Here is a 22,093-nt window from a genome sequence, read left to right as displayed (position 1 = left end):
ATATGAAGAATAACCATTTACGGAGGGTATTATGAATTTACAGTCAAAAATTAGAAATGTGCAAAACTTCCCTAAGCCTGGTATCGGTTTTAAGGATATTACAACTCTTTTGGGAGATGGAGATGCATTTAAATTTGCAGTGGATACTATTGCTAATAATCTGGAAAGGCTCGGCGGCGTAGACATAATTGTTGGACCGGAAGCAAGGGGATTTATTCTTGGAACTCCGGTAGCCTATAAATTAGGAGTTGGTTTTGTTCCAATTAGAAAACCAGGGAAGTTGCCATCTGAAGTTGAATCATACGAATATAGTTTAGAGTATGGAACAGATATATTGGAAATACATAAGGATGCTATTGCTCCCGGACAAAAGGTAGCTATTGTAGATGATTTGCTTGCAACAGGTGGAACAGTAGCTGCAGCTTCGAAATTGATTGAAAAGCTCGGTGGAGAGGTGGTTTCGTTACAATTTTTAATAGAATTAGACTTTTTAAAGGGTAGAGATAAACTGAATGGATATGAGGTCAATTCTTTGGTTCACTATTCTGCAGAATAGAAAAAATTGAGGGCTTTATGGAATTGGCATGGATGGGAGTGATTATGTATGAATAATAATGAACATTATTGTGATGAAGATTTGAAAAAATTAATAGAAAAAATAAGATTATATGCACCAAATGCTGATTTCAATAAAGTCAAGGAAGCTTATAATTTATCTGAAAAGGCACATGTTGATCAGGTAAGAAAATCGGGTGAACCCTATTTTATACATCCTAAAGCTGTTGCCAATATTTTGGCGGATATGCAATTGGATATTGATACTATTTGTGGCGGATTATTACACGATGTTGTCGAGGATACTAAATACGAAGATAAAGATATAGAGGAAATGTTTGGTAAAGATGTAGCCATATTGGTTGATGGGGTTACGAAGCTTGGTAAAATTAAGTATATGACAAAAGAAGAATCTCAATCTGAAAATCTTAGGAAGATGTTTTTAGCGATGGCAAAGGATATGAGAGTTATACTTATTAAGCTAGCTGACAGGCTACATAATATGAGAACACTAGAATATATGGATCCTGAAAAGGCAATATATAAGGCGCAGGAGACTTTGGATATTTACGCTGGAATTGCACATAGACTAGGTATATCTAAGATAAAATGGGAATTAGAAGATCTTTCATTGAGATATCTTGATCCTGAAGGATACTACAAACTTGTCAAAAAAGTAAAAATGAAGAGGGAACAAAGAGAGAAATATATTCAAAATATAGTTGAATTGCTTAGAGATACTTTTAATGATATGGAAATAAATTGTGAAGTATATGGAAGACCAAAACATTTTTACAGTATATATAAAAAAATGAAATCAAAGAATAAAAGTTTTGATGAAATATATGATTTAATAGCGATTAGAGTGATTGTGGATTCTTTAAAAGACTGTTATGGTGTATTAGGGACTATCCATACACTTTGGAAACCTATGCCTGGTAGATTTAAAGATTATATTGCGGTTCCAAAACCTAATATGTATCAATCTCTTCATACAACTGTAATTGGTTCTGATGGAGAACCTGTTGAGATTCAAATTAGAACTCATGAAATGCATAATATTGCAGAATATGGGGTTGCTGCACATTGGAAATATAAAGAAGGGATTACCAGTACCGAAAATTCTAAGATTGATGAAAAGTTGCAATGGCTAAGGTTGATGATGGAATGGGAAAAAGATGTGACTGATCCACATGAATTTTTAGATGCGCTGAAAGATGATGTATTAAATGCACAGGTATATGTTTTTACACCTCAGGGCGAAGTGATGGAATTGCCAAATGGATCAATTCCTATAGATTTTGCATATAGAATTCACTCGAAAGTCGGTAATTTATGCACAGGAGCCAAGGTTAATGGAAAGATGGTTCCGCTTGACTATAAATTACAAAATGGAGAAATTGTAGAAATACAGACTAGTTCAAATTCGCCCGGACCGAGTAGGGATTGGCTCAATATAGTTAAAACTCCAAATGCAAGAAATAGAATAAGGCAGTTTTTCAAAAAAGAAAGAAGAGAAGAAAATATAGAAAGAGGATTGGCAATCTTAGAAAAAGAATTAAAGAGAGTTAATCTTAATAAAAGTGATGTAGATGTTCAAAATGCATTGAAAGAAGTTGGGAAAAAATTTAATCAACCGGACTATGATGATTTTTTAGCTACTATAGGTTACGGTGGAATAGCGTGCAATCAAGTTGTGACAAAAGTAAAAGATATTTTATTGAGAGATGCTCGTAAGCTAGAAAAAGTACAACAAATTAACCTTGAAGAAGATGTAGAGCGACATAACATTACTGAAAATGAAAAATTAAAAAGCAGTAAATCAAAGAAAAAAGAAAAAAGGCATACTGGTGTACAGGTTGACGGACTTGAAGGGATTTATGTAAGATTTGCTAAATGCTGTAGTCCACTTCCCGGTGATGATATAGTGGGATATATCACAAGAGGCAGAGGTGTTACAGTTCATAGAGTAGATTGTGAGAATATAATTAGAGACAAAGAAAAATATTCGGGTAAAATGGTAAAAGTATCCTGGATAGAGGATAATGATTCTAGATTTGAAGCAGATATACAAATTAAAGCAAATGATAGAAGAGGTATAGTAAATGAAATAACCCATGTAATATCAAATGAGAAAATAAGATTGGCTGGCATATATGCTAGAAAGGGAAGCGAAATTGGTATTACTATAGATTTAACTTTAGAAGTCAATGGAATAGATCAATTAAATCAGGTAATTAGAAAAATGATGAATATACCAGGTGTTGAGGAAACTTATAGAATAAATGGAAAATAGAGGTAGATAAATGAGGGCGGTAGTTCAGAGAGTATCTTCTTCAAATGTCAAAGTAGATGGAGAAGTGACAGGTAAGATAAATTCCGGTCTGCTTGTGTTACTAGGAATTGCAGAAGATGATGAAATAAAAGATATAGATTATATGGTTGATAAAATAATTAATCTAAGAATATTTGAAGATGAAAATGATAAAATGAATTTATCATTAAAAGACGTTAATGGAGAATTATTGGTCGTAAGTCAATTTACACTTTTTGGTGATTGTAGAAAAGGAAGAAGACCGGGATTCACAGACGCAGCTAAACCGGATAAAGCGGATGATTTCTACATTAAATTTGTAGAAAAAGTCAGGGCATTAGGAGTGAAAACTGAAACAGGAAAATTTAGAACTCATATGATGGTCGAGTTAATAAATGACGGCCCGGTTACATTGCTAGTCGATTCAAATAAAACTTTTTAGGAGGAAATAGATGAAGTTAGAAGTTATAGTCGATAGTATGATGCAGGAAAATACATATATATATTATGATGAGAAAACTCTTGATGCGGTAGTTATTGATCCAGCTCTAAGTTTTGATAGGCAGAAGAAATTTATAAAAGATAAAAATCTCAATGTAAAATATATTATGCTTACACATTCTCATGCCGATCATATAGGGGACGTAAAAGAGTTAAAGAAATTTACTAACGCACCGATATTGGCAAATATTCATGAAAAAGAAATGTTAAATGACGCAAATAAGAATTTGAGCAGTCAGTTTTTTCCATATCCAATTGAGATAGAAGCGGATATTTACGTGGATGAAAAGGATAAGATAAAGATGGGAGAACATATATTTTCATTTATTAATACTCCCGGACATACTGAGGGTGGTATGTGTATAAGGTGTGGAATGGAAATGTTCACCGGAGATACATTATTTCAGGGTTCAATAGGAAGAACTGATTTATATGGCGGTGATTATAATAAAATTTTGAAGTCCTTAAAAAAACTTGCTAAATTAGAAGAAGATCTTGTAATCTACCCTGGACATGGACCAGCAAGCACTATTGGCAGGGAAAAGAAAAGCAATTATTATATGAAATTGGTGATATAATGATAAATATATTATTACTAGGACACGACTATAAATATGAATTGTCCGAGTTTTTTAGACTTTTCTCTTCTGAGTTTTCTTATTTAGATAGCTCAGAAGATTTTGACGTTATAAAAGATATTAATAAGGTTTTATTGGAAAAAGAAAAGTATGATGAACTTGTAGAATTATTTGTTGAAAAAAGTTTATATATAAAAAATGAAAATAATAGAATAAATATAGCTGATAAAATTAAAAACGTTATCGATAAAATAGAAGGAGATTTATTAATTAATTTATTATGTAGAGAAAGTACAGATGAAGGTATAATATTAAGAACCAGAACAATCATTTATTCCGGTTATGAAATTATTTTTGATAATCAAATTGAAGAATTGATAAACGAAAAAAAATTTGCAAAAAACTTTAAAAAAATAGATAATAATATTAAGACTGTTTCTAAAAGAATTATTCAGAGGAGTATATTCGACTATTTATATAATAAATTTGATGCAAATGTTCCATGGGGAATACTTACAGGAATAAGACCCGTGAAAATAATTCATTCTCTATTAGATAAGGGGATGAATGAATATGAAATATCGGAATTTATGAAAAAAGAATATCTAATTTCTGATGAGAAATTAGATTTGACAATAAATATTGCAAGGAGAGAAAGAAAGTTTATTTATCCTTTATCAAAAGATAAAATTTCGCTATATGTAAGTATACCATTTTGTCCAACGAGATGTTTGTATTGTTCTTTTCCATCGCATCCCCTTGGTAAATTTGGAGATTTAAGAGGGCAATATGTAAATGCTCTTATAAAAGAAGCAGTTGGGTTAAATAAGTTGATAGAAATGCAGGGGAAGGAAATAGAGACTTTATATATAGGAGGAGGAACTCCTACAGCATTAGAATATAAAGATCTAGAGACTCTAATTAAAGCGTTATTTGAAATTTTTGATTTATCAAATATAAAAGAGTTCACTGTTGAAGCGGGAAGACCCGATAGTATAACATTTGATAAATTGAAAGTTTTAAAAGATAATAATGTTACCAGAATAAGTATAAATCCGCAGACTATGAATGATTCAACATTGAAATTAATAGGTAGAAACCATACTGTTGATGATATAAAAAAATGCTTTACTATGGCTAGGGAGTTAAAATTTGATAATATAAATATGGATTTAATTTTGGGATTACCGGGAGAAACTCCGGAAATGGTTAAGCATACTATGGATGAAATTTTAAAACTAAATCCCGAAAGTATAACAGTTCACACGTTGGCTTTGAAAAGAGCATCCGACTTAAAAATTAATGTGGATAATTATAAAGACGAATTTACTTCTTACCAAAATATGATAAAAATGTTGGAAATTTCAAAGCAAAGTATGAATTATGGCGGTTATAATCCATACTATATGTATAGACAGAAACATATGCTTGGAAACTTAGAAAATATTGGATATTCTAAAGAAGGATATGAATGTCTCTACAATATGCAAATAATGGAAGAAAAACAATCAAATTATGCAATTGGTGCAGGTGCTGTATCCAAATTTGTATATATTGATGAAAATAGAATTGAAAGAGTAGATGATGTCAAAAATCTTGAAATTTATCTTGAGAGAGTTGACGAAATGATAGATAAAAAAGTTAGGGAGGTAGAAAAAAATGCTAACAGGAGCTCCAAGGGGGACTAAGGATATCACACCTAAAGAATCTTATAAGTGGAATTACTTGGAAAGTAGATTTAGAAAATTATGTTCACTTTATGGATATGAAGAAATTAGAACACCAATTTTTGAACATACTGAGCTATTTAAAAGAGGTGTAGGCGATACGACAGACATAGTACAAAAGGAAATGTATTCTTTTAAGGATAAAGGAGATAGAGAAATAACATTAAAACCCGAAGGTACAGCAGGTGTGGTAAGAGCCTTTATAGAACATAAAATGCATGCTGATGCTCAACCGACAAAGTTGTTTTATATGACACCTTGTTTTAGATATGAAAGACCTCAATCCGGAAGGCAGAGGCAATTTCATCAATTTGGTGTTGAAGCAATAGGAGGAGATTCTCCGTCATTGGATGCCGAAGTAATAGGATTGGCAATGCAGTATTTGAGTGAACTGGGGTTAAAGGATCTTACTGTATCTATAAACTCAGTGGGATGTTCTGTATGTAGAGAATCATATAATGAAAAACTGAAATCATATCTTGCCGAGAGAGCGGAAGTATTATGTGACTTATGTAATGATAGAAGAGATAAAAATCCTATGAGAGTAATAGATTGCAAAAATGAAACTTGTCAGGCTAATATAACAGATATACCTTTGATGGCAGATAATCTTTGTGATGATTGTAAAGAACATTTTGAAACATTAAAATCTTATCTTAATGAAATGTCGATTAAATACCAAATAGACAAAAAGATAGTAAGAGGATTAGATTACTATAAAAGAACAGCATTTGAAATTATATCAAATGATCTTGGATCACAGTCTACCGTTTGTGGTGGAGGTCGTTATGATGGTCTTGTAGAACAAATTGGAGGACCAAAGGGATTTAGTGGTATAGGATTTGGTATGGGAGTAGAAAGATTATTGCTTACTCTCGAAGCCAATGATATAAAAATTGAAAATCCAAATGCAACTGATATTTTTATAGTTACAATAGGTGATAGGGCAAAATTGAAAGCTTTTGGAATATTAAGTGATTTGAGACATAACCAAATATCAGCAGATAAAGATCACTTAGACAGAAGTGTGAAAGCTCAATTCAAATATTCTAATAAGGTAAATTCCAAATTTACAATTGTAATTGGAGATGACGAATTGGAAAAAGATGAAGCTGCACTTAAAAACATGGAAACCGGTGAACAAAGACTGGTAAAAATTAGTAATTTAGTCGGAGAATTAAAAAAAGAATTATAATTCGGAGGAGATAAAAAGTGGATAATATTAAAGGGTTGAAGAGAACTTGTTATGCAGGAGATTTAAGAACTTCTGAAATAGGTAAGGAAGTAATATTGATGGGTTGGGTTCAAAAAAAGAGAAATCTTGGTGGACTAGTATTCGTTGATTTAAGAGATAGAGGCGGAATAGCTCAGGTTGTATTTGATAGTGATATAAGTAAGGAGGCTTTTGAAAAAGCCGAAAAACTTGGAAGTGAATATGTAATTGCGGTAAGAGGCAAGGTATTTGAGAGGCAGTCAAAAAATCCTAATATGTCAACGGGCGATATAGAAGTTTTTGCCGAAGAACTTAGGGTGCTTAATGAATCTCAAACACCTCCGATATATATTAAAGATGACGATGAAGTAAGTGAGTCACTAAGGTTAAAATACAGATATTTGGATTTAAGAAAACCTAAAATGCAGAAAAATTTGATGTTAAGAGCAAAAGTTGCAAATGTAGTCAGAAATTATTTATCGAATAATGACTTTTGTGAAATTGAAACTCCATTTTTAGTAAAACCTACACCGGAGGGAGCGAGAGATTATCTTGTACCATCAAGAGTAAATGAGGGGAAATTTTATGCGCTTCCCCAGTCTCCACAGCTATATAAACAATTATTGATGGTTAGTGGCATGGATAGATATTTTCAGATTGTTAAGTGTTTTAGAGATGAAGATTTAAGAGCGGACAGACAACCAGAATTTACTCAGATAGATTGTGAAATGTCATTTGTGGATGAAGATGATGTAATGAGTGTTATGGAAGGTATGCTTAAAGATGTTTTTAAACAAGTATTAAACAGAGAAATAGATGTTCCATTTCCAAGGATGACTTATGCAGAAGCTATGAGTAGATATGGTTCGGATAAACCCGATACAAGATATGGTCTTGAATTTGTGAATTTAACTGAAGTTGTTGCAAACTGTGGATTCAAGGTATTTGCAGATTGTTCAAAAGAAGGATATTCAGTAAGGGGAATAAATGTAGTTGGTGGAGCAAATGAATTTACAAGAAAAGGAATTTCGCATCTGGAAGATCATGCAAAGACATACAAAGCTAAGGGATTAGCTTGGATGAAAATTGCTGAAGAAGGAGTTAATTCTCCAATTGCGAAATTCTTCAGTGAGGAAGAATTAAATGTCATCCAAAAAGCAATGGGAGCTAAAGTAGGGGATTTATTATTATTTATTGCTGATAAAGATTCTGTTGTATATGATGCGTTAGGCCAGGTTAGAATAGCAGTAGCAGATAAGTTGAATTTAGCGGATCCTGATAAATTCAATTTATTGTGGGTCACAGAGTTCCCTATATTTGAAGAAGATGAAGAAAACGGAAGATTTGTGGCAAAACACCATCCATTTACTTCTCCGATGGACGAGGATTTGGAGAGATTAGAAGATGGAGATAAATTGAAATTAAGAGCCAAAGCCTATGATATAGTTATGAACGGATATGAAATAGGTGGAGGTTCAATAAGAATTTCAAATGCACAAGTTCAGGAAAAAATGTTTAGAGCCCTTGGTTTTACAGATGAGGAAGCATATAATAAGTTTGGATTCCTGATTGATGCATTTAAATTTGGTACTCCTCCTCATGGCGGACTGGCCTTTGGTCTAGATAGACTTGTTATGCTATTGGCAGGTGCTGAGAATATCAGAGAAGTAATAGCTTTTCCTAAAAATCAAAATGCCATATGTCCAATGACGAATGCACCTTCAATTGCTGAAGAAAATCAGCTTGAAGAATTAAGTATTAAAGTGGATATAGCTGAAAAAGAATAGATTTATAAAATGATTTTAGTATAGATTACAGTTAGGTTATAAGAATATAAAAACTTATAAAATTTTAGAAATATAAATTGGAATGAGGATGATATTATTATGGATCAGAGAGGGTATATCTTAGAGGTTATTGATAAAAATACTGCTTTATTTAAGATGCAAAGACAGTCTGCATGAGCCAGTTGTGGTAAATGCTTCGGTTCGAAGACAAGTGAATCTCAGGATATAGTGGTTGAAGTAGATAACAGAATAGGTGCTAAAGAAGGGCAATCTGTAGAAGTTTCTATGGAACATATAAATGTAATGAAAGCTATATTTATAGTCTATGGAATTCCATTGATAGCATTGATTATAGGGGCTGTTGGGTCATATTATGTTATGAAATATCTAGGAGTAGGTGGAAAAAGACAGGAAATCATAAGCTTTTTTATAGGTATAATATTTACAGGAATTTCATATTTAATAATAAAAACGAAAGATGAAGCTTTTAGAGAAAGCAGAAAATACATGCCAACAGTTGTTAGAATTTTGGTAGATACTGATGAAAATCAGAAAATAGAATAATTTTAGGAGGAAAAAGAATGGATTTAATCACAGGATTAAAAAAGCAAATTAAGGGTAAAGAAATACGAATTGTTTTACCGGAAGGGACAGAACCTAGAATTCTTAAAGCAGCTTCTAGATTAAGTAAAGAAGAGATATTAATTCCGATTTTAGTCGGTTCTCCGGAAGCTATAAAATCTGTGGCGAATGAAAATAATATAGATATTACAGGGATAGCAGTTTTAGATCCTAATAATTATCCGGAATTTGATGAAATGGTAAATTCATTTGTGGAGAGAAGAAAAGGTAAGGTAAGTGAAGAAGAAGCCAGAAAAATTTTGCTTGATGAAAATTATTTTGGAACAATGTTGACATACATGGGTATAGTAGATGGCATGGTAAGTGGTGCCGTTCATTCGACTGGAGACACAGTGAGACCTGCATTACAGATTATAAAAACTAAGCCGGGTGTATCAAGAACAAGTGGTGCTTTTGTTATGATAAAGGATGATAAAAAATATATATTTTCAGATTGTGCGATAAATATAGAGTTGGATGCCGAAGGATTAGCAGGTGTTGCAGTGGAAAGTGCTAAAACAGCTAAGATTTTTGGAATAGACCCTAAAGTGGCTATGTTAAGTTTTTCTACTAAGGGATCTGCTAAACATGAACTGGCTACAAAGGTTGAAGAAGCAACGAAAATGGCTAAAGAACTTGCACCAAAACTTCCAATAGAAGGAGAAATACAGTTTGATGCCGCAATTGTTGAATCTGTCGGTCAGCAGAAAGCACCGGGCTCAAAAGTTGCCGGGCATGCAAATGTATTTGTATTTCCTTCATTAGAAGCAGGAAATATAGGCTATAAAATTGCTCAGAGACTGGGTGGTTATGAAGCATTAGGACCGATACTTCAGGGATTGAATAAACCTATTACTGATTTATCTCGTGGTTGTAGCGTAGAAGATGTATATAAATTAAGCATAATTACAGCTTGTCAGAGTTTAAGCAAGTAAAAAATTGATTAATATAAATGAGTATATAATAAATTCGGCTATATAGTCTTGATAACTAGGGTTAGTAAAAATCTAGTGATAAAAGCACTATATAGTCGTTTTTTTTTGTTCATAATAATTTTAACTTTATAAGAAAGGGGTTAACAAATTACTGAAATTAGGAGTATAATTAAAATAAAAGTAGGTGAGTAAATTATGAAAAATATAGATAATATTGTTATTGTATGTAATGGAAGTGCCGGTCAAAATAAATCAAATCTTTTATCAATAGAAATAAAAAAGTATTTAGAAGGAAATGGAATCGAATCTCAAAAAATACAAATCTTAAAGCCCAAAACCATAGAGGAGTGTTATGAAACGGCATATCAGGCATCAAAAAATAAAACTGATATAGTTGTATCTTTAGGTGGAGACGGAACAATAAATACGTTACAACTAAAGAAAAAAATAAACTTGGTAAACTTGTTTTTTTGAAATATGCCTTCAAAGTTATTAAAAGGAATAAAATGTATCATTTATTATAAAGACAAAACACAGAAATATAAAAGTCGATACTAAAATTGTTTTAGTTACAATGACAAATTCTGTAGGTGGAGTAACAACGTTCGATCCTCGTGCAGAATTGGATGATGGTTCTATGAGTATTTATATATTGAAAAATTCTAGCATTATAAAAATGATTAAAAACTTGCCTGCATTTGTTTTGGGACATTTAGATGATGTTGAAGAAGTAGAACATTTAAGAACAAATGTATTAGAGATAGAGCAATATAAAAATAAAGGTAAAATAAAAACAAGAATTGATGGTGATGAAAGTTTTTCTTTACCAATAAAAATGGAGGTAATAAATAATGCCATTGATATAATCGTTCCAAAAGTCAAGAATTAAATTTTGAAAAAACTAAGAACTTGTTATACTTTTTCTACTATATGAAAATTTTTCAATAAAAATATCGACCTCCAATCATCAGATTTTTAGATCTAACTTTGGGGGTCGACATTAAATTATAGTACGGTTTTACAACTAATATATTTAAAAAAATAATTATTTTTGCGGTTTTATTGAGGTTTTTATCTATATGAGTGTTTTCATTTTTTTTCTTGATTATTTTTATCCACTTTGATTTCTTGTTTATCTTCTTCGACTATTTTTACATTATCAGATGATTTTTTTGTGGATGTATCGATTGAAGTATCTATATCTATTGCATAATCTTCTGTATTGCTTCTTTCAAGTTTTTCAAGGTTTTCTCTTTCTTTTAAAGAAACATCAATATTCATACTATTCAAATTATCGTTCATTTCTTTTCTATTTAAAATAAAAGTGGTAGAAGTTCTATTTTTTCCATAATTTACCCAATTAACATACTTTAAACTATCATTTTTTATAAAAGCTTTTTTTAGTTGATAAAGGTTAAATACTCTTGATAAAGAAGATACAACCAATATTCCAAGTGCAATACCAACGCTTATAATAAATGTTCTTGTACCGGTAGTTGCTGCTTCAAAATATTCTTTTTGCATTATATAGTAAAGAGTATTATATAATCCGATACCCGGTATTAGAGGAAGTATTCCGGGAATTACTATTATTATAGCCGGTTGTTTTAACTTTCTGGCTAAAAGTTCTGAACAAATCGATACAACAGCAGCAGCTGCAAACGAATATATAAATGGATTATCATATTTGAAAGATAGTAAATAATATACCATCCATCCGATACCACCAACTATACCATCATAAAATAGAAGTTTAAGTTGGATATTAAAAAATATAGCAAATCCACAAGTTGCAATGGATGCAAATATAAAATGTTGCCATAAAGGTACATGTTCCATTTTATAAACCTCCTATTCCTAATACTAAAGCAACTCCAGAAGCAATTGCCGTTATAATTATAAATACCTCGAAAATTCTAGAAGTACCAGCAACAAGGTTTCCGGAAATCAGGTCTCTCATTGATTTAATAAAAGATACTCCTGGTAAAAGAGGCATAATTGAACCTACTATAAGTGCAGATGGTTGGGGAATTAAACCAATATTGTGCAACAAAACACCTAAAGCTGTTATTATTACAGAGGAAAGTAAAGTAGAAAACATTACTATTGAGCTGTATTTTATCGTTTTATCATATACATAAGTGGCTATAATCGAAGTAAGTACAGTTAACACATATGTATTTAACTGATTACCACCTAGCATTGCAGCAAAGCTAGCAGAGCCAAGACCTGTTCCAAGTAGATAAAACCAAGATGGATATGTTTTCATATTATCTATTTTATGAAGCTCCTGAATTTCTTCAGAAATATCCGGGTCTATTTTGTTTACAAATTCCCTTGAAAAACTATTAAGCATGGAAATTTTATTTAGATTCATTCCGCGGGTATTAATTGTCTTCATAAAACATAATCCATCAAATTTATCATCTGAAATGATTATGACAGTAGGAGTTGTAAAACAATTTATATGATTATATCCTCTTGATTTACATATTCTAAGCACACTGTCTTCTACTCTATAAGTTTCAGCTCCATTTTTTATTAGTAATTCTCCAAGAAAAAGAGCTAATTTTATGGTTTCCATTTTGTATTGTTTATCTTCAAGTTTGTTAGCCAATTTATTTCCTCCTTTCGATTATTCAACAATTCCTAGTATACATCAAATAGACATAAAAGTATACCATGGAGAGTAATTTAAGATTAAATTTAGGTATATGGTGGTATAATATAAAAATACAATTAAATTTAATTGTATTTATTAGGATTTGATATCCGGGATTGGAGGATGCAAAATGAAAAGGAAAGTTTCTTTAATTCTCTCTGCTACAATAATGCTTAGTATATTATCTTCCTTAGGTGTGTCAGGAAGAACAGCATATGCAGATGAAGTTGATTTTGAGACAGAAGAAATATTAGATGAAAATTTCGTTAAGTATGAAGATATTTCTTCAAGTATACCTAGAGAAAATATACCTGAGAATAATGAAATATTTATTCAAAAATTTGAAAATGTCAAGGAAGTTATAGAAAAAGATTTAAAAACTACTATAAGTATTCCTGAGAATATCGATAGTAAGATGGATGCCATAAATGGAAAATTATCTAAGGGAGTTGGAGTGGCCCTTTATAGATTGGCTAAAGAAAATTATGAATCAGGAAGAGTAAAACTTAGCAAGGATATTTTAATTAGCGATCCTAAGTTTAGTATTAGTTCTGAAAATGGAGATTTTTCAATAAAATTTGATAAGAAAAATCTTAATAATGGAGATCATATTGGAATATGTATTTCTTATCCATCTATAGATAATTCAGGTAATGATATTCATAAAACGTTCGTTATCGATTCTGTTTACACTCAAGAAGATAATAATGAGTTAGAAAAAAATAGAATTTCAGGGAGTAATAGGTATAAGACAAATATAGAGTCAATTAGAAGAAGTTATGTAGTTGGTAGTACTGATACTGTGATAATTGTTTCAGGAGAAAATTTTGCGGATGCACTTGCAGCTGGACCTGTATCCATGAAAAATGGTTATCCCGTACTTTTTTCGGGGAAAAGAGGTTTGAGTGAGGAAGCATTAAAACTGATAAAGGATTACAGTATAAAAAAGGCGATAATAGTAGGTGGGAAAAAATCTGTTGTTCCTGCAGTTGATAGTCAAATTAGCAATTTGTCATTGAGAAGAATTTCGGGTAGTGATAGATATGATACTTCGAGGATGTTATTAAGTGAACTTGGAAACAGTAAACATGTTATCATTACGGACGGTAGAGATTTTGCGGATGCTTTGTCGGCGACACCTTTGGCTAAGAAATTGAATTCACCAATATTATTGGTTGAGAAGTTCAGAGATATACCAAAGGATCTAGATAAATATAATGATGTGTATATAGTAGGCGGAAAAAGTTCGGTTAGCAATATATTGGAGAAGCATATAGAGGATATTATGAGAAATAAAAAAGTATACAGAGTATACGGAAAAGACAGAATGATGACATCTTATCAAGTTGCTAAGCTTATAAAATATGATGAAAATGTACTTGCTAATGGAAAAATATTTGCAGATGCTCTTAGTTCTATTAATTTGATGAATGGAAATGGAAAGAATTTACTTCTTATAGGAGAGAAGAAAATACCGGATTATATGAGTGATATTGTAAAAAATCATCAAAACTACATAATTGGTGGCTATAGTACTATAGCAAAAGGTATACTTTAAATAAACCTTTAGTTTTGTATATGTAAATTTAATGAGATTTTAAAAAAAAGAATAATATTTAATTGGGCGATGGAAATAGTGTATTCACTAGGATTCATCGCCTTTTTTAAAATATATGAAATTAAATATTGAATTTTTTTGAATATGAGGATATAATAGTATTTGTTTAGAAATAATAAACTTATGGTAAACCAAAAGTAAACAATAAAAATATATAAACTATAAAATAATATATAAGAAAGGGGAAACACTTGTAGTGTACTTATTATGGATATAGGAGAAAAAATTAAAAGACTAAGAACAGAAAAACAGCTCACCCAAGAAGAATTGGCAAATCGCTGTGAGCTTTCGAAGGGGTTTATATCACAATTAGAAAATAATCTCACATCACCATCAATTGCTACTTTAATTGATATATTGGAGATATTAGGTACAAATCTCCGGGAGTTTTTCGCAGATGAAGTGAATGAAAAAATAGCTTTTAAGAAAGATGATATGTTTGAAGTTGAGGATTTCGATTTAGGTTATACATTTAAATGGCTAGTTCCAAATTCTCAAAAAAATGATATGGAACCTGTCATCATTAATATTAATCCCGGTGGAAGATATAAGGAAGAAAAACCTCATGAAGGAGAAGAATTTGGATATGTCATAAAAGGCACGATATGTCTATATATGGGGAACAAAAAGTTAAAGGTAAGAAAAGGGGAAAGTTTTTATTATAAACCAAAAGAAAATCATTATTTGACGAATGAGGGTAAGACTCCCGCCGAGGTGTTATGGGTAAGTTGTCCTCCTTCATTCTAAGTATGTTGTAAAGAGGTGGAACTATTGAGCGATAAAATTATAGAACTTGTAAATGTATCGAAGTCATTTGACGATCATACTGTGCTGGATAATTTTAATTTGACAGTAAATGAAAATGAATTTTTAACACTTTTAGGACCGAGTGGATGTGGGAAAACTACATTATTAAGGATAATTGCCGGATTTGAATTTGCGGACGTAGGTGATGTATATTTTGGAGGATATAAGGTTAATAATGTTCCTGCATATCAAAGGAATATAAATACGGTATTTCAAAAGTATGCTTTATTTCCACATATGAATGTATATGAAAATATAGCTTTTGGCCTAAAGATAAAAAAAATGGATAAAGAAGCCATAGATGAGAAAGTTAAGTCTATGCTAGCGCTGGTATCTTTATCAGGGTTTGAAAAAAGAACTATTAGATCATTATCCGGTGGACAACAGCAAAGAGTTGCAATAGCGAGAGCTTTAGTTAATGAACCAAAAGTATTATTACTGGATGAACCTTTAGGTGCTCTTGATTTAAAATTACGTCAAGAGATGCAAATTGAATTAAAAAAGATTCAGAAAAAGCTGGGAATTACATTTATATTTGTAACTCATGATCAAGAAGAAGCATTAAGTATGAGTGATACAATAGTAGTTTTACATAAGGGTGTTATTCAGCAGATAGGGTCACCTGTGGATATTTATAATGAACCGGAAAACGCCTTTGTTGCAAACTTTATAGGGGAAAGTAATATTGTAGATGGAATCATGCATGACGATTTTGATGTTGAATTTTGTGGTAAAAGATTTATATGTGTTGATAAAGGGTTTGAAAAGCATGAAAAAATTGATGTTGTTATCAGACCGGAGGACATACAAATGGTAAAAGCTGAAGACGGGATGTTAAGAGGGATTGTAAGAACATCTACATTTAAAGGAGTTCATTATGAAATTGAAGTCGAAGAAAATGGACGTATGTGGCTTCTTCAAAATACTAAAACTGCTCCGGTAGGTAGTGAATTGGGAATGTCATTTAATCCAGAAGATATTCATATTATGCATAAAAGGGAGGCATAGTAATGAAAAAATTGAGGATAAAAAATACTGATGTCGATAAGATGCAAGCCAGACTAGCATATCCATATGCAATATGGTCGATAATTTTTATAGTGATACCCCTTATTTTAGTGGTATTTTATAGTATTACTCAAACGAATGATGATGGCAATATCTCTATAACTTTAAGTAATTATAGAGATGTGTTTGATCCGCTGTTTTTTAAAGTTTTTGTTAGATCATTTATTTTATCAGGAGCTGCAACTATTGCATGTATACTTCTTGGATATCCGGTAGCTTATATAATATCAAGAATGGATGTCGGAAGAGGTGGAAAATTAATATTACTATTTATTTTACCGATGTGGATGAATTTTCTACTTAGAACTTATGCATGGATAGCTATATTGGGAAAAAACGGATTACTAAATAGTTTTTTAAACATATTTGGTATATATCCAAATTCCATATTATATACAAGTTCGGCAGTTTTACTAGGGATGATATATAATTTTTTGCCATTTATGGTATTGCCAATTTATACCACACTTCAAAAAATTGATGATGATCTTGTAAATGCTGCAAAAGATTTGGGAGCTAATAGTTTTACTGTATTTATAAAGATTATTTTTCCGTTGAGTATGCCAGGTGTGATGAGTGGTATCACAATGGTATTTATGCCTTGTGTTACGACTTTTGCGATTTCCAGATTATTAGGGGGCGGAAAAACAATGTTGGTTGGTGATTTAATAGAACAACAATTTACAACTGTTGGAGATTGGAACTTTGGTTCTGCACTTTCAATAGTTATGATGATTATTATATTAATATCAATGGCGATTATGAATAAAATGGATAAGGATGGAGAGGAAGGAGGAGATTACAATATTAAAGCGTAGAGGAAGTAAATTTTTTCAAAATATATATTTAGTAATAATTTTTATATTTTTGTATGCTCCTATTGCTGCACTTATGATTTTCTCTTTCAATAAATCTAAATCTATGGGTCATATAACAGGTTTTACATTACATTGGTATAGTGAACTTTTTAGAAATGAGACAATATTGAGTGCACTTTATTACACTGTGACTATAGCCATAATAGCTTCTATAGTATCTACAATTTTTGGTACAATAACGGCGATAGGCATTTATAAAATGAGAGGTAAAAGAAAAAAAGTTCTTTTAAATATAAATTATCTTCCTGTTCTTAATACTGAAATTGTAACGGGGATAGCTATAATGAGTCTATTTGCATTTTTTCAGATGGATTTTGGATTTAGAACTATGTTGATTGCGCATATTATGTTTTGTGTTCCTTATGTAATTCTTTCGGTATTGCCGAAATTAAGACAACTTCCGGCTAATGCAGAAGAAGCGGCGCTTGACCTTGGTGCAACTCCTTGGTATGCAATTAGAAAAGTTGTAATACCACAGATTAAGCCGGGGATTATATCTGGATTTTTGATGGCATTTACAATGTCAATAGATGATTTTGTAATATCGTTTTTTAATACTGGAAATGGAGTTAGTAACCTGTCAATAGAAATATACGGAATGGCTAGAAGAGGGATAAAACCTGAAATAAATGCTTTATCAACATTGATGTTTACAACAGTATTAATATTATTGATATTGGCTAATAGAAAAGATTCTATAATAAAAAATAACACTAATCGAGAAGAATTGGAAGGATAGGAGGTAATTATGAACAATAGCAATATATTAAGAAAAATCAATAATTGCATTCTCTTTAGAATAAAAATTGCCTCTATTATATTTGCCATGGTGACTTCATCTATAATTATAACAGGATGTGGGGCGGGCAAGGATTCTTCAAAAGTTTTAAATGTTTATAATGTAGGAGATTATATAGACGAAGATCTAATAGATGAATTTGAAGAAAAAACGGGTATTAAAGTACAATATTCGACTTACGATACGAATGAAATGATGTATCAAAAAGTAAAAAGCGGCAGTACAAAATATGATTTAATTTTTCCATCAGATTACATGGTTCAAAAAATGAGTTCTGAAGGACTTTTGAAAAAAATTAATTATAACAATATACCTAATTATAAGTATATTGATAAAGAATTCTCCAATCCAAAGTATGATTCTACAAATGAATATTCAGTTCCATATATGTGGGGGACTTTAGGTATAGTGTATAATAAAGATGTTATCAAGGAAAAAATTGATTCTTGGGATGTATTATGGAATCCAAAATATAAGAGAAATATTTTGATGTTTGATTCAGTTAGAGATACTATGGGTGTTGCCTTAAAAAAATTAGGGTATAGCATGAATACAACTAACCAAAAAGAAATAGACGAAGCCAAGCAACTTCTTATTAAGCAAAAAGAATTGATTTTGGCGTATGTAAATGATGATGGTAAGGATAGGATGGTTGGAAACGAAGCTTTAATTGGCATTTTTTACTCCGGAGATGTGCCCGGTATAATATCGGAAAATGATAGCCTTACATATGTTATACCTAAAGAAGGTAGTAATGAATGGGTAGATGCAATGTGTATACCTAAGACATCAGATAATCAGGATTGGGCAGAAGAGTTTATTAATTTTCTCTGTGAACCAAAAATAAATGCAAGAAATACTGAATACATAGGATATTCAACTCCAATATCAAAAGGCAGGGAATTATTACCTGATGAGATGAAAAATGATAAAAGTCTATATCCAGATAAAAAAATACTTGAAAAATGTGAGGCCTTTTTAGATTTAGGACCTGAAATTAAAAAGTACGATAGAGCGTGGATAGAATTGAAAAGTTATTAATTGTAAATATTTCATAAAACAATTAAGTATAAATATATAGTTAATGGATTTGAAAATTATTTGTGTACTATAAAAAAATAGAGAGTATCTTTAGTATTTGATTCGAAATTAATTCAAATATGGAGGGATTTCTCTCTTTTTTTTATTTTTTACATCATATCAATTTTAATACTATATAATTAAATTAAACAAATTATAAATAACATAGACTTTTGATGGCGTAATTTGGTATAATATAATAAATAAAGACTTTTATTCAGTTTGATATTAAGAAAATTTATTATAATTTATTATAATTTTTTATAAAATGAATAGTATTCATTTATAAGGAGGGGGGAATGTAAATGAATATCTTGATTTGTCCTAAATATATTATAGAAAGAAAAATGAAATTATATAATATTTACAATTGATTAAAAGAATAATGTGAAAAAAAGTAAAAAAAATTATAGGAGGTAATATTTAAATGAAAAAAAGTAAAAATATTCAAAAGGCATTTTCACTTTTTTTAGCTTGTGTAATGTTTTTTGGTGTATTATTTGAAAGTAACAGGTTATCTGCAGAGGGAACAGGGGTTGACCGTGTTCAAACAAAAATAACTAAATTTGAAATTAAAAATCAAGATGGTAGTGCTGTACCACCTAATCAAGAATATGGTTATTGGAATCAATATCGTCTGGAGATGGATTGGGATGCAAGCATATATGGAAATCAGCTAAAAGAAGGTGATTACTTTATTGTTAAACTACCTAATCAGTTTAAATTTCCAACAGAGGGACCAACAGTAGATTTCCCGCTTTATGCCCCGGATAATCAGACTGTTATTGCTAATGCACATGTTAATTCCAATGGTGAAGCTGGTGGGGGAACTGTAACGGTTACATTTACAAATTATGTAGAAAATAAGGAAAATATAAAAGGTAATTTGTATCTACAGGCAGGATTTGCTCATAATAATATTAATGCAGGTGGAAGTAATACAATTATAGTAGAAATTGGAGGAGTTCAGACATCTATTAATATTAATATAGGAAAGAGACCTACTGTTAATAATGAAACATTCACTAAATGGGGACAAAAAGTTCCAGGAAATAATGAACAAGCAACATGGGTTTTGCGTATTAATCACAAGAAAGGTAATTTTAAAAATTTAATTATATCAGATAGACTTTTTGTAAACTCAGGGAATTTACCACCTGAAATTCATTACATTCCAGATTCTTTTGTGTTAAAATATGCTGATATTGATGTATATGGAAATCCAACACATATCCACCAAACATTCACATATGAAGAGTTAAAAGATTTTTTGGAATTTTCTAATAATAACACAAGGTTTACTTTTAAATTTAGTGAAAAATTCGGTGATACAAATGGCAGACAATATATTATGGAATATAAATCTACTTATATTCCACAACTTTTGTTAAGAAATGAAGCTATATTTCAAAGTATTGAGGAAAATGTAATAAAACAATCATCGTTTAAGAATGCACAAGCCGGTGGTGGCGGACAAGGTGATTTAACTCAAAAAATTAAAATTTTTAAAGTCGATGAAGATAATATGGAAATTAAATTACCTAATGCTGAATTTCTAATTACAAAGGTAAAAGATAACTCAACTTTTATATTGAAAACAGATGGACAAGGAGAAGCAGTTTCTGAAAAGCTTGAAGAAGGAAAATATAAAATAAAAGAAATAAAAGCTCCTGAAGGGTATATTCTTGATGAAACGGAGCAAGAAGTAACGGTAGTCGCAGGTGAGCCATTATTTTGGACAGCAAAAAATACAAAAAATATAACCGTAAAAGCAAGAAAAGTATGGGAAGATAATGGTTATGGTGGAGATAAAAAAGATTTATATTTTTGTTTAAAAGCCGATGATAAATTACTAAATGATACTAAGAAAAAAGTAGAAGGTACAGAAGATATAACATGGAAAGTACCTAAGTATAATGAACAGGGAAAAGAAATTAAATATGAAGTAATAGAGATTGATAGTGAAGGTAAGCCATGGACTGAAAATACGAACTGGGAGTCTAAAATTGAAGGTACTCATGTAGGAGGTTTTACTGTTACGAATACCTATAAAAATAATAATATAAAAGTAGAAGGTAAAAAAACTTGGGAGGATAATAATGACCAAGATGGAAAAAGACCAACAGAAATTAAGATTAAATTAATGAAGAGTGTTGGAAATGCAGTAGCAGTTGAAGTGGATACTAAAACAGTAACAGCAGATTCAAATGGCGAATGGAAATGGTCATGGAATGATTTACCAGAATATGAAAACGGACAAAAAATTATTTATACTATTGCGGAAGAAAAAGTAGAAGGCTACTCTACGGAAGTAAATGGTTATAATGTCAAGAATTCATATACACCAGGGAAGATAAGTATTCGGGTTACAAAGGCTTGGGAAGACAATAATGATCAAGACGGAAAACGACCAAACAGTGTAACAATCAAGTTATTGGCAGATGAACAGGAAGTACCTGGAAAGACACTAACTTTGACAAAGATAAATAACTGGACAGGAAGTTTTACGGACCTTGATGAATACAAGGCAGGAAAGAAGATAAAATACACTGTTAAAGAAGAAACAGTAGGCAGTGGTTATACAAGTGCTATTACAGGAACAGCTGAAAATGGATTTACAGTAACAAATACAAGAGAAATTGACAAGATATCTGTAGAAGGTTCAAAAACTTGGGAGGATAATAATGACCAAGATGGAAAAAGACCAACAGAAATTAAGATTAATTTGATGAAGAAGGCTGGAAATGCAGAAGCAGTTAAAGTAGATACTAAAACAGTGACGGCAGGTCCAAATGGCGAATGGAAATGGTCATGGAATAATTTACCAAAATATGAAAATGGACAGGAAATTGCTTATATTATTACAGAAGAAAAAGTAGAAGGATATTCTACAGAAGTAGATGGTTATAATGTCAAAAACTTATATACACCTGAAAAGACAAGTATTCGG

At 31.0% G+C, this 22,093-nt stretch carries 19 protein-coding genes and 1 pseudogene; 18 read left to right on the top strand and 2 right to left on the bottom strand.

Features of this window, described 5'->3' with window-relative positions; genetic code table 11:
- The first annotated feature begins 31 nt into the window (after positions 1-31).
- The 11 genes and pseudogenes from HLB29_RS04530 (at position 32) to HLB29_RS04480 (ending at position 11,120) form a co-directional block, all read left to right on the top strand.
- A complete protein-coding gene (locus tag HLB29_RS04530; RefSeq protein WP_185623962.1) occupies positions 32-556 on the top strand; it encodes an adenine phosphoribosyltransferase in 525 nt (174 codons plus the stop codon).
- Between the two features lie 48 nt (positions 557-604).
- Positions 605-2,851 (top strand): RelA/SpoT family protein, encoded by a 2,247-nt coding sequence (locus HLB29_RS04525; protein WP_185623961.1) that lies wholly within the window; start codon positions 605-607, stop codon positions 2,849-2,851.
- 10 nt (positions 2,852-2,861) lie between these two features.
- Complete coding sequence (gene dtd, locus HLB29_RS04520) at positions 2,862-3,311, top strand: D-aminoacyl-tRNA deacylase (RefSeq protein WP_185623960.1); 450 nt, start codon at positions 2,862-2,864, stop codon at positions 3,309-3,311.
- 10 nt (positions 3,312-3,321) lie between these two features.
- Positions 3,322-3,948 carry an MBL fold metallo-hydrolase gene (locus HLB29_RS04515; RefSeq protein ID WP_185623959.1) on the top strand — a complete coding sequence of 209 codons (627 nt, stop codon included), beginning with the start codon at positions 3,322-3,324 and terminating at the stop codon, positions 3,946-3,948.
- On the top strand, positions 3,948-5,636 hold the full coding sequence (gene hemZ, locus HLB29_RS04510) for a coproporphyrinogen dehydrogenase HemZ (protein ID WP_185623958.1): 1,689 nt from the start codon (positions 3,948-3,950) through the stop codon (positions 5,634-5,636). Before HLB29_RS04515 ends, hemZ begins: the two co-directional genes overlap by 1 nt.
- Positions 5,608-6,870: a histidine--tRNA ligase gene (gene hisS, locus HLB29_RS04505; RefSeq protein ID WP_185623957.1), complete on the top strand. Its 1,263-nt coding sequence runs from the start codon at positions 5,608-5,610 to the stop codon at positions 6,868-6,870. The genes hemZ and hisS overlap by 29 nt, the downstream gene beginning before the upstream one ends.
- 17 nt (positions 6,871-6,887) lie before the next feature.
- A complete protein-coding gene (gene aspS, locus HLB29_RS04500) occupies positions 6,888-8,675 on the top strand; it encodes an aspartate--tRNA ligase (protein ID WP_185623956.1) in 1,788 nt (595 codons plus the stop codon).
- 192 nt (positions 8,676-8,867) lie between these two features.
- A pseudogene (locus HLB29_RS04495) lies at positions 8,868-9,239 on the top strand (SoxR reducing system RseC family protein); the annotation flags it as partial.
- Positions 9,240-9,256: 17 nt separating this feature from the next.
- Positions 9,257-10,231, top strand: a complete 975-nt coding sequence (gene pta, locus HLB29_RS04490; protein WP_185623955.1) for a phosphate acetyltransferase — start codon at positions 9,257-9,259, stop codon at positions 10,229-10,231.
- 195 nt (positions 10,232-10,426) lie between these two features.
- Positions 10,427-10,705 (top strand): diacylglycerol kinase family protein, encoded by a 279-nt coding sequence (locus HLB29_RS04485; RefSeq protein WP_185623954.1) that lies wholly within the window; start codon positions 10,427-10,429, stop codon positions 10,703-10,705.
- Positions 10,706-10,748: 43 nt separating this feature from the next.
- On the top strand, positions 10,749-11,120 hold the full coding sequence (locus tag HLB29_RS04480; protein WP_330604416.1) for a diacylglycerol/lipid kinase family protein: 372 nt from the start codon (positions 10,749-10,751) through the stop codon (positions 11,118-11,120).
- A gap of 200 nt (positions 11,121-11,320) precedes the next feature.
- Here HLB29_RS04480 and HLB29_RS04475 read toward each other — a convergent pair whose 3' ends face one another.
- Positions 11,321-12,070: a threonine/serine exporter family protein gene (locus tag HLB29_RS04475; RefSeq protein WP_185623952.1), complete on the bottom strand. Its 750-nt coding sequence runs from the start codon at positions 12,068-12,070 to the stop codon at positions 11,321-11,323.
- A 1-nt stretch (position 12,071) separates the two neighbouring features.
- Positions 12,072-12,848, bottom strand: a complete 777-nt coding sequence (locus tag HLB29_RS04470) for a threonine/serine exporter family protein (protein ID WP_243155082.1) — start codon at positions 12,846-12,848, stop codon at positions 12,072-12,074.
- A 175-nt stretch (positions 12,849-13,023) separates the two neighbouring features.
- Between HLB29_RS04470 and HLB29_RS04465 the strand changes: the two genes are divergently transcribed.
- The 7 genes from HLB29_RS04465 to HLB29_RS04435 form a co-directional block, all read left to right on the top strand.
- Positions 13,024-14,451 (top strand): cell wall-binding repeat-containing protein, encoded by a 1,428-nt coding sequence (locus HLB29_RS04465; RefSeq protein WP_185623951.1) that lies wholly within the window; start codon positions 13,024-13,026, stop codon positions 14,449-14,451.
- 267 nt (positions 14,452-14,718) lie between these two features.
- Positions 14,719-15,258, top strand: a complete 540-nt coding sequence (locus tag HLB29_RS04460; protein ID WP_185623950.1) for a helix-turn-helix domain-containing protein — start codon at positions 14,719-14,721, stop codon at positions 15,256-15,258.
- A gap of 24 nt (positions 15,259-15,282) precedes the next feature.
- Entirely contained in the window at positions 15,283-16,326 is a 1,044-nt protein-coding gene (gene potA, locus HLB29_RS04455; RefSeq protein WP_185623949.1) for a spermidine/putrescine ABC transporter ATP-binding protein, read from the top strand.
- 2 nt (positions 16,327-16,328) lie between these two features.
- Positions 16,329-17,204 carry an ABC transporter permease gene (locus HLB29_RS04450; protein ID WP_185623948.1) on the top strand — a complete coding sequence of 292 codons (876 nt, stop codon included), beginning with the start codon at positions 16,329-16,331 and terminating at the stop codon, positions 17,202-17,204.
- A 103-nt stretch (positions 17,205-17,307) separates the two neighbouring features.
- Positions 17,308-18,003, top strand: coding sequence for an ABC transporter permease (locus HLB29_RS04445; protein WP_408635109.1), 696 nt, complete (start codon positions 17,308-17,310; stop codon positions 18,001-18,003).
- A gap of 9 nt (positions 18,004-18,012) precedes the next feature.
- Complete coding sequence (locus tag HLB29_RS04440) at positions 18,013-19,104, top strand: ABC transporter substrate-binding protein (RefSeq protein ID WP_330604400.1); 1,092 nt, start codon at positions 18,013-18,015, stop codon at positions 19,102-19,104.
- 466 nt (positions 19,105-19,570) lie between these two features.
- The coding region (locus tag HLB29_RS04435; RefSeq protein ID WP_185623946.1) for a Cna B-type domain-containing protein at positions 19,571-22,093 on the top strand (2,523 nt) is incomplete at its 3' end.

It is taken from the genome of Peptostreptococcus canis, assembly GCF_014229965.1.
GTDB lineage: Bacteria > Bacillota > Clostridia > Peptostreptococcales > Peptostreptococcaceae > Peptostreptococcus > Peptostreptococcus canis.
This window is presented reverse-complemented; position numbering and strand designations above follow the sequence as displayed.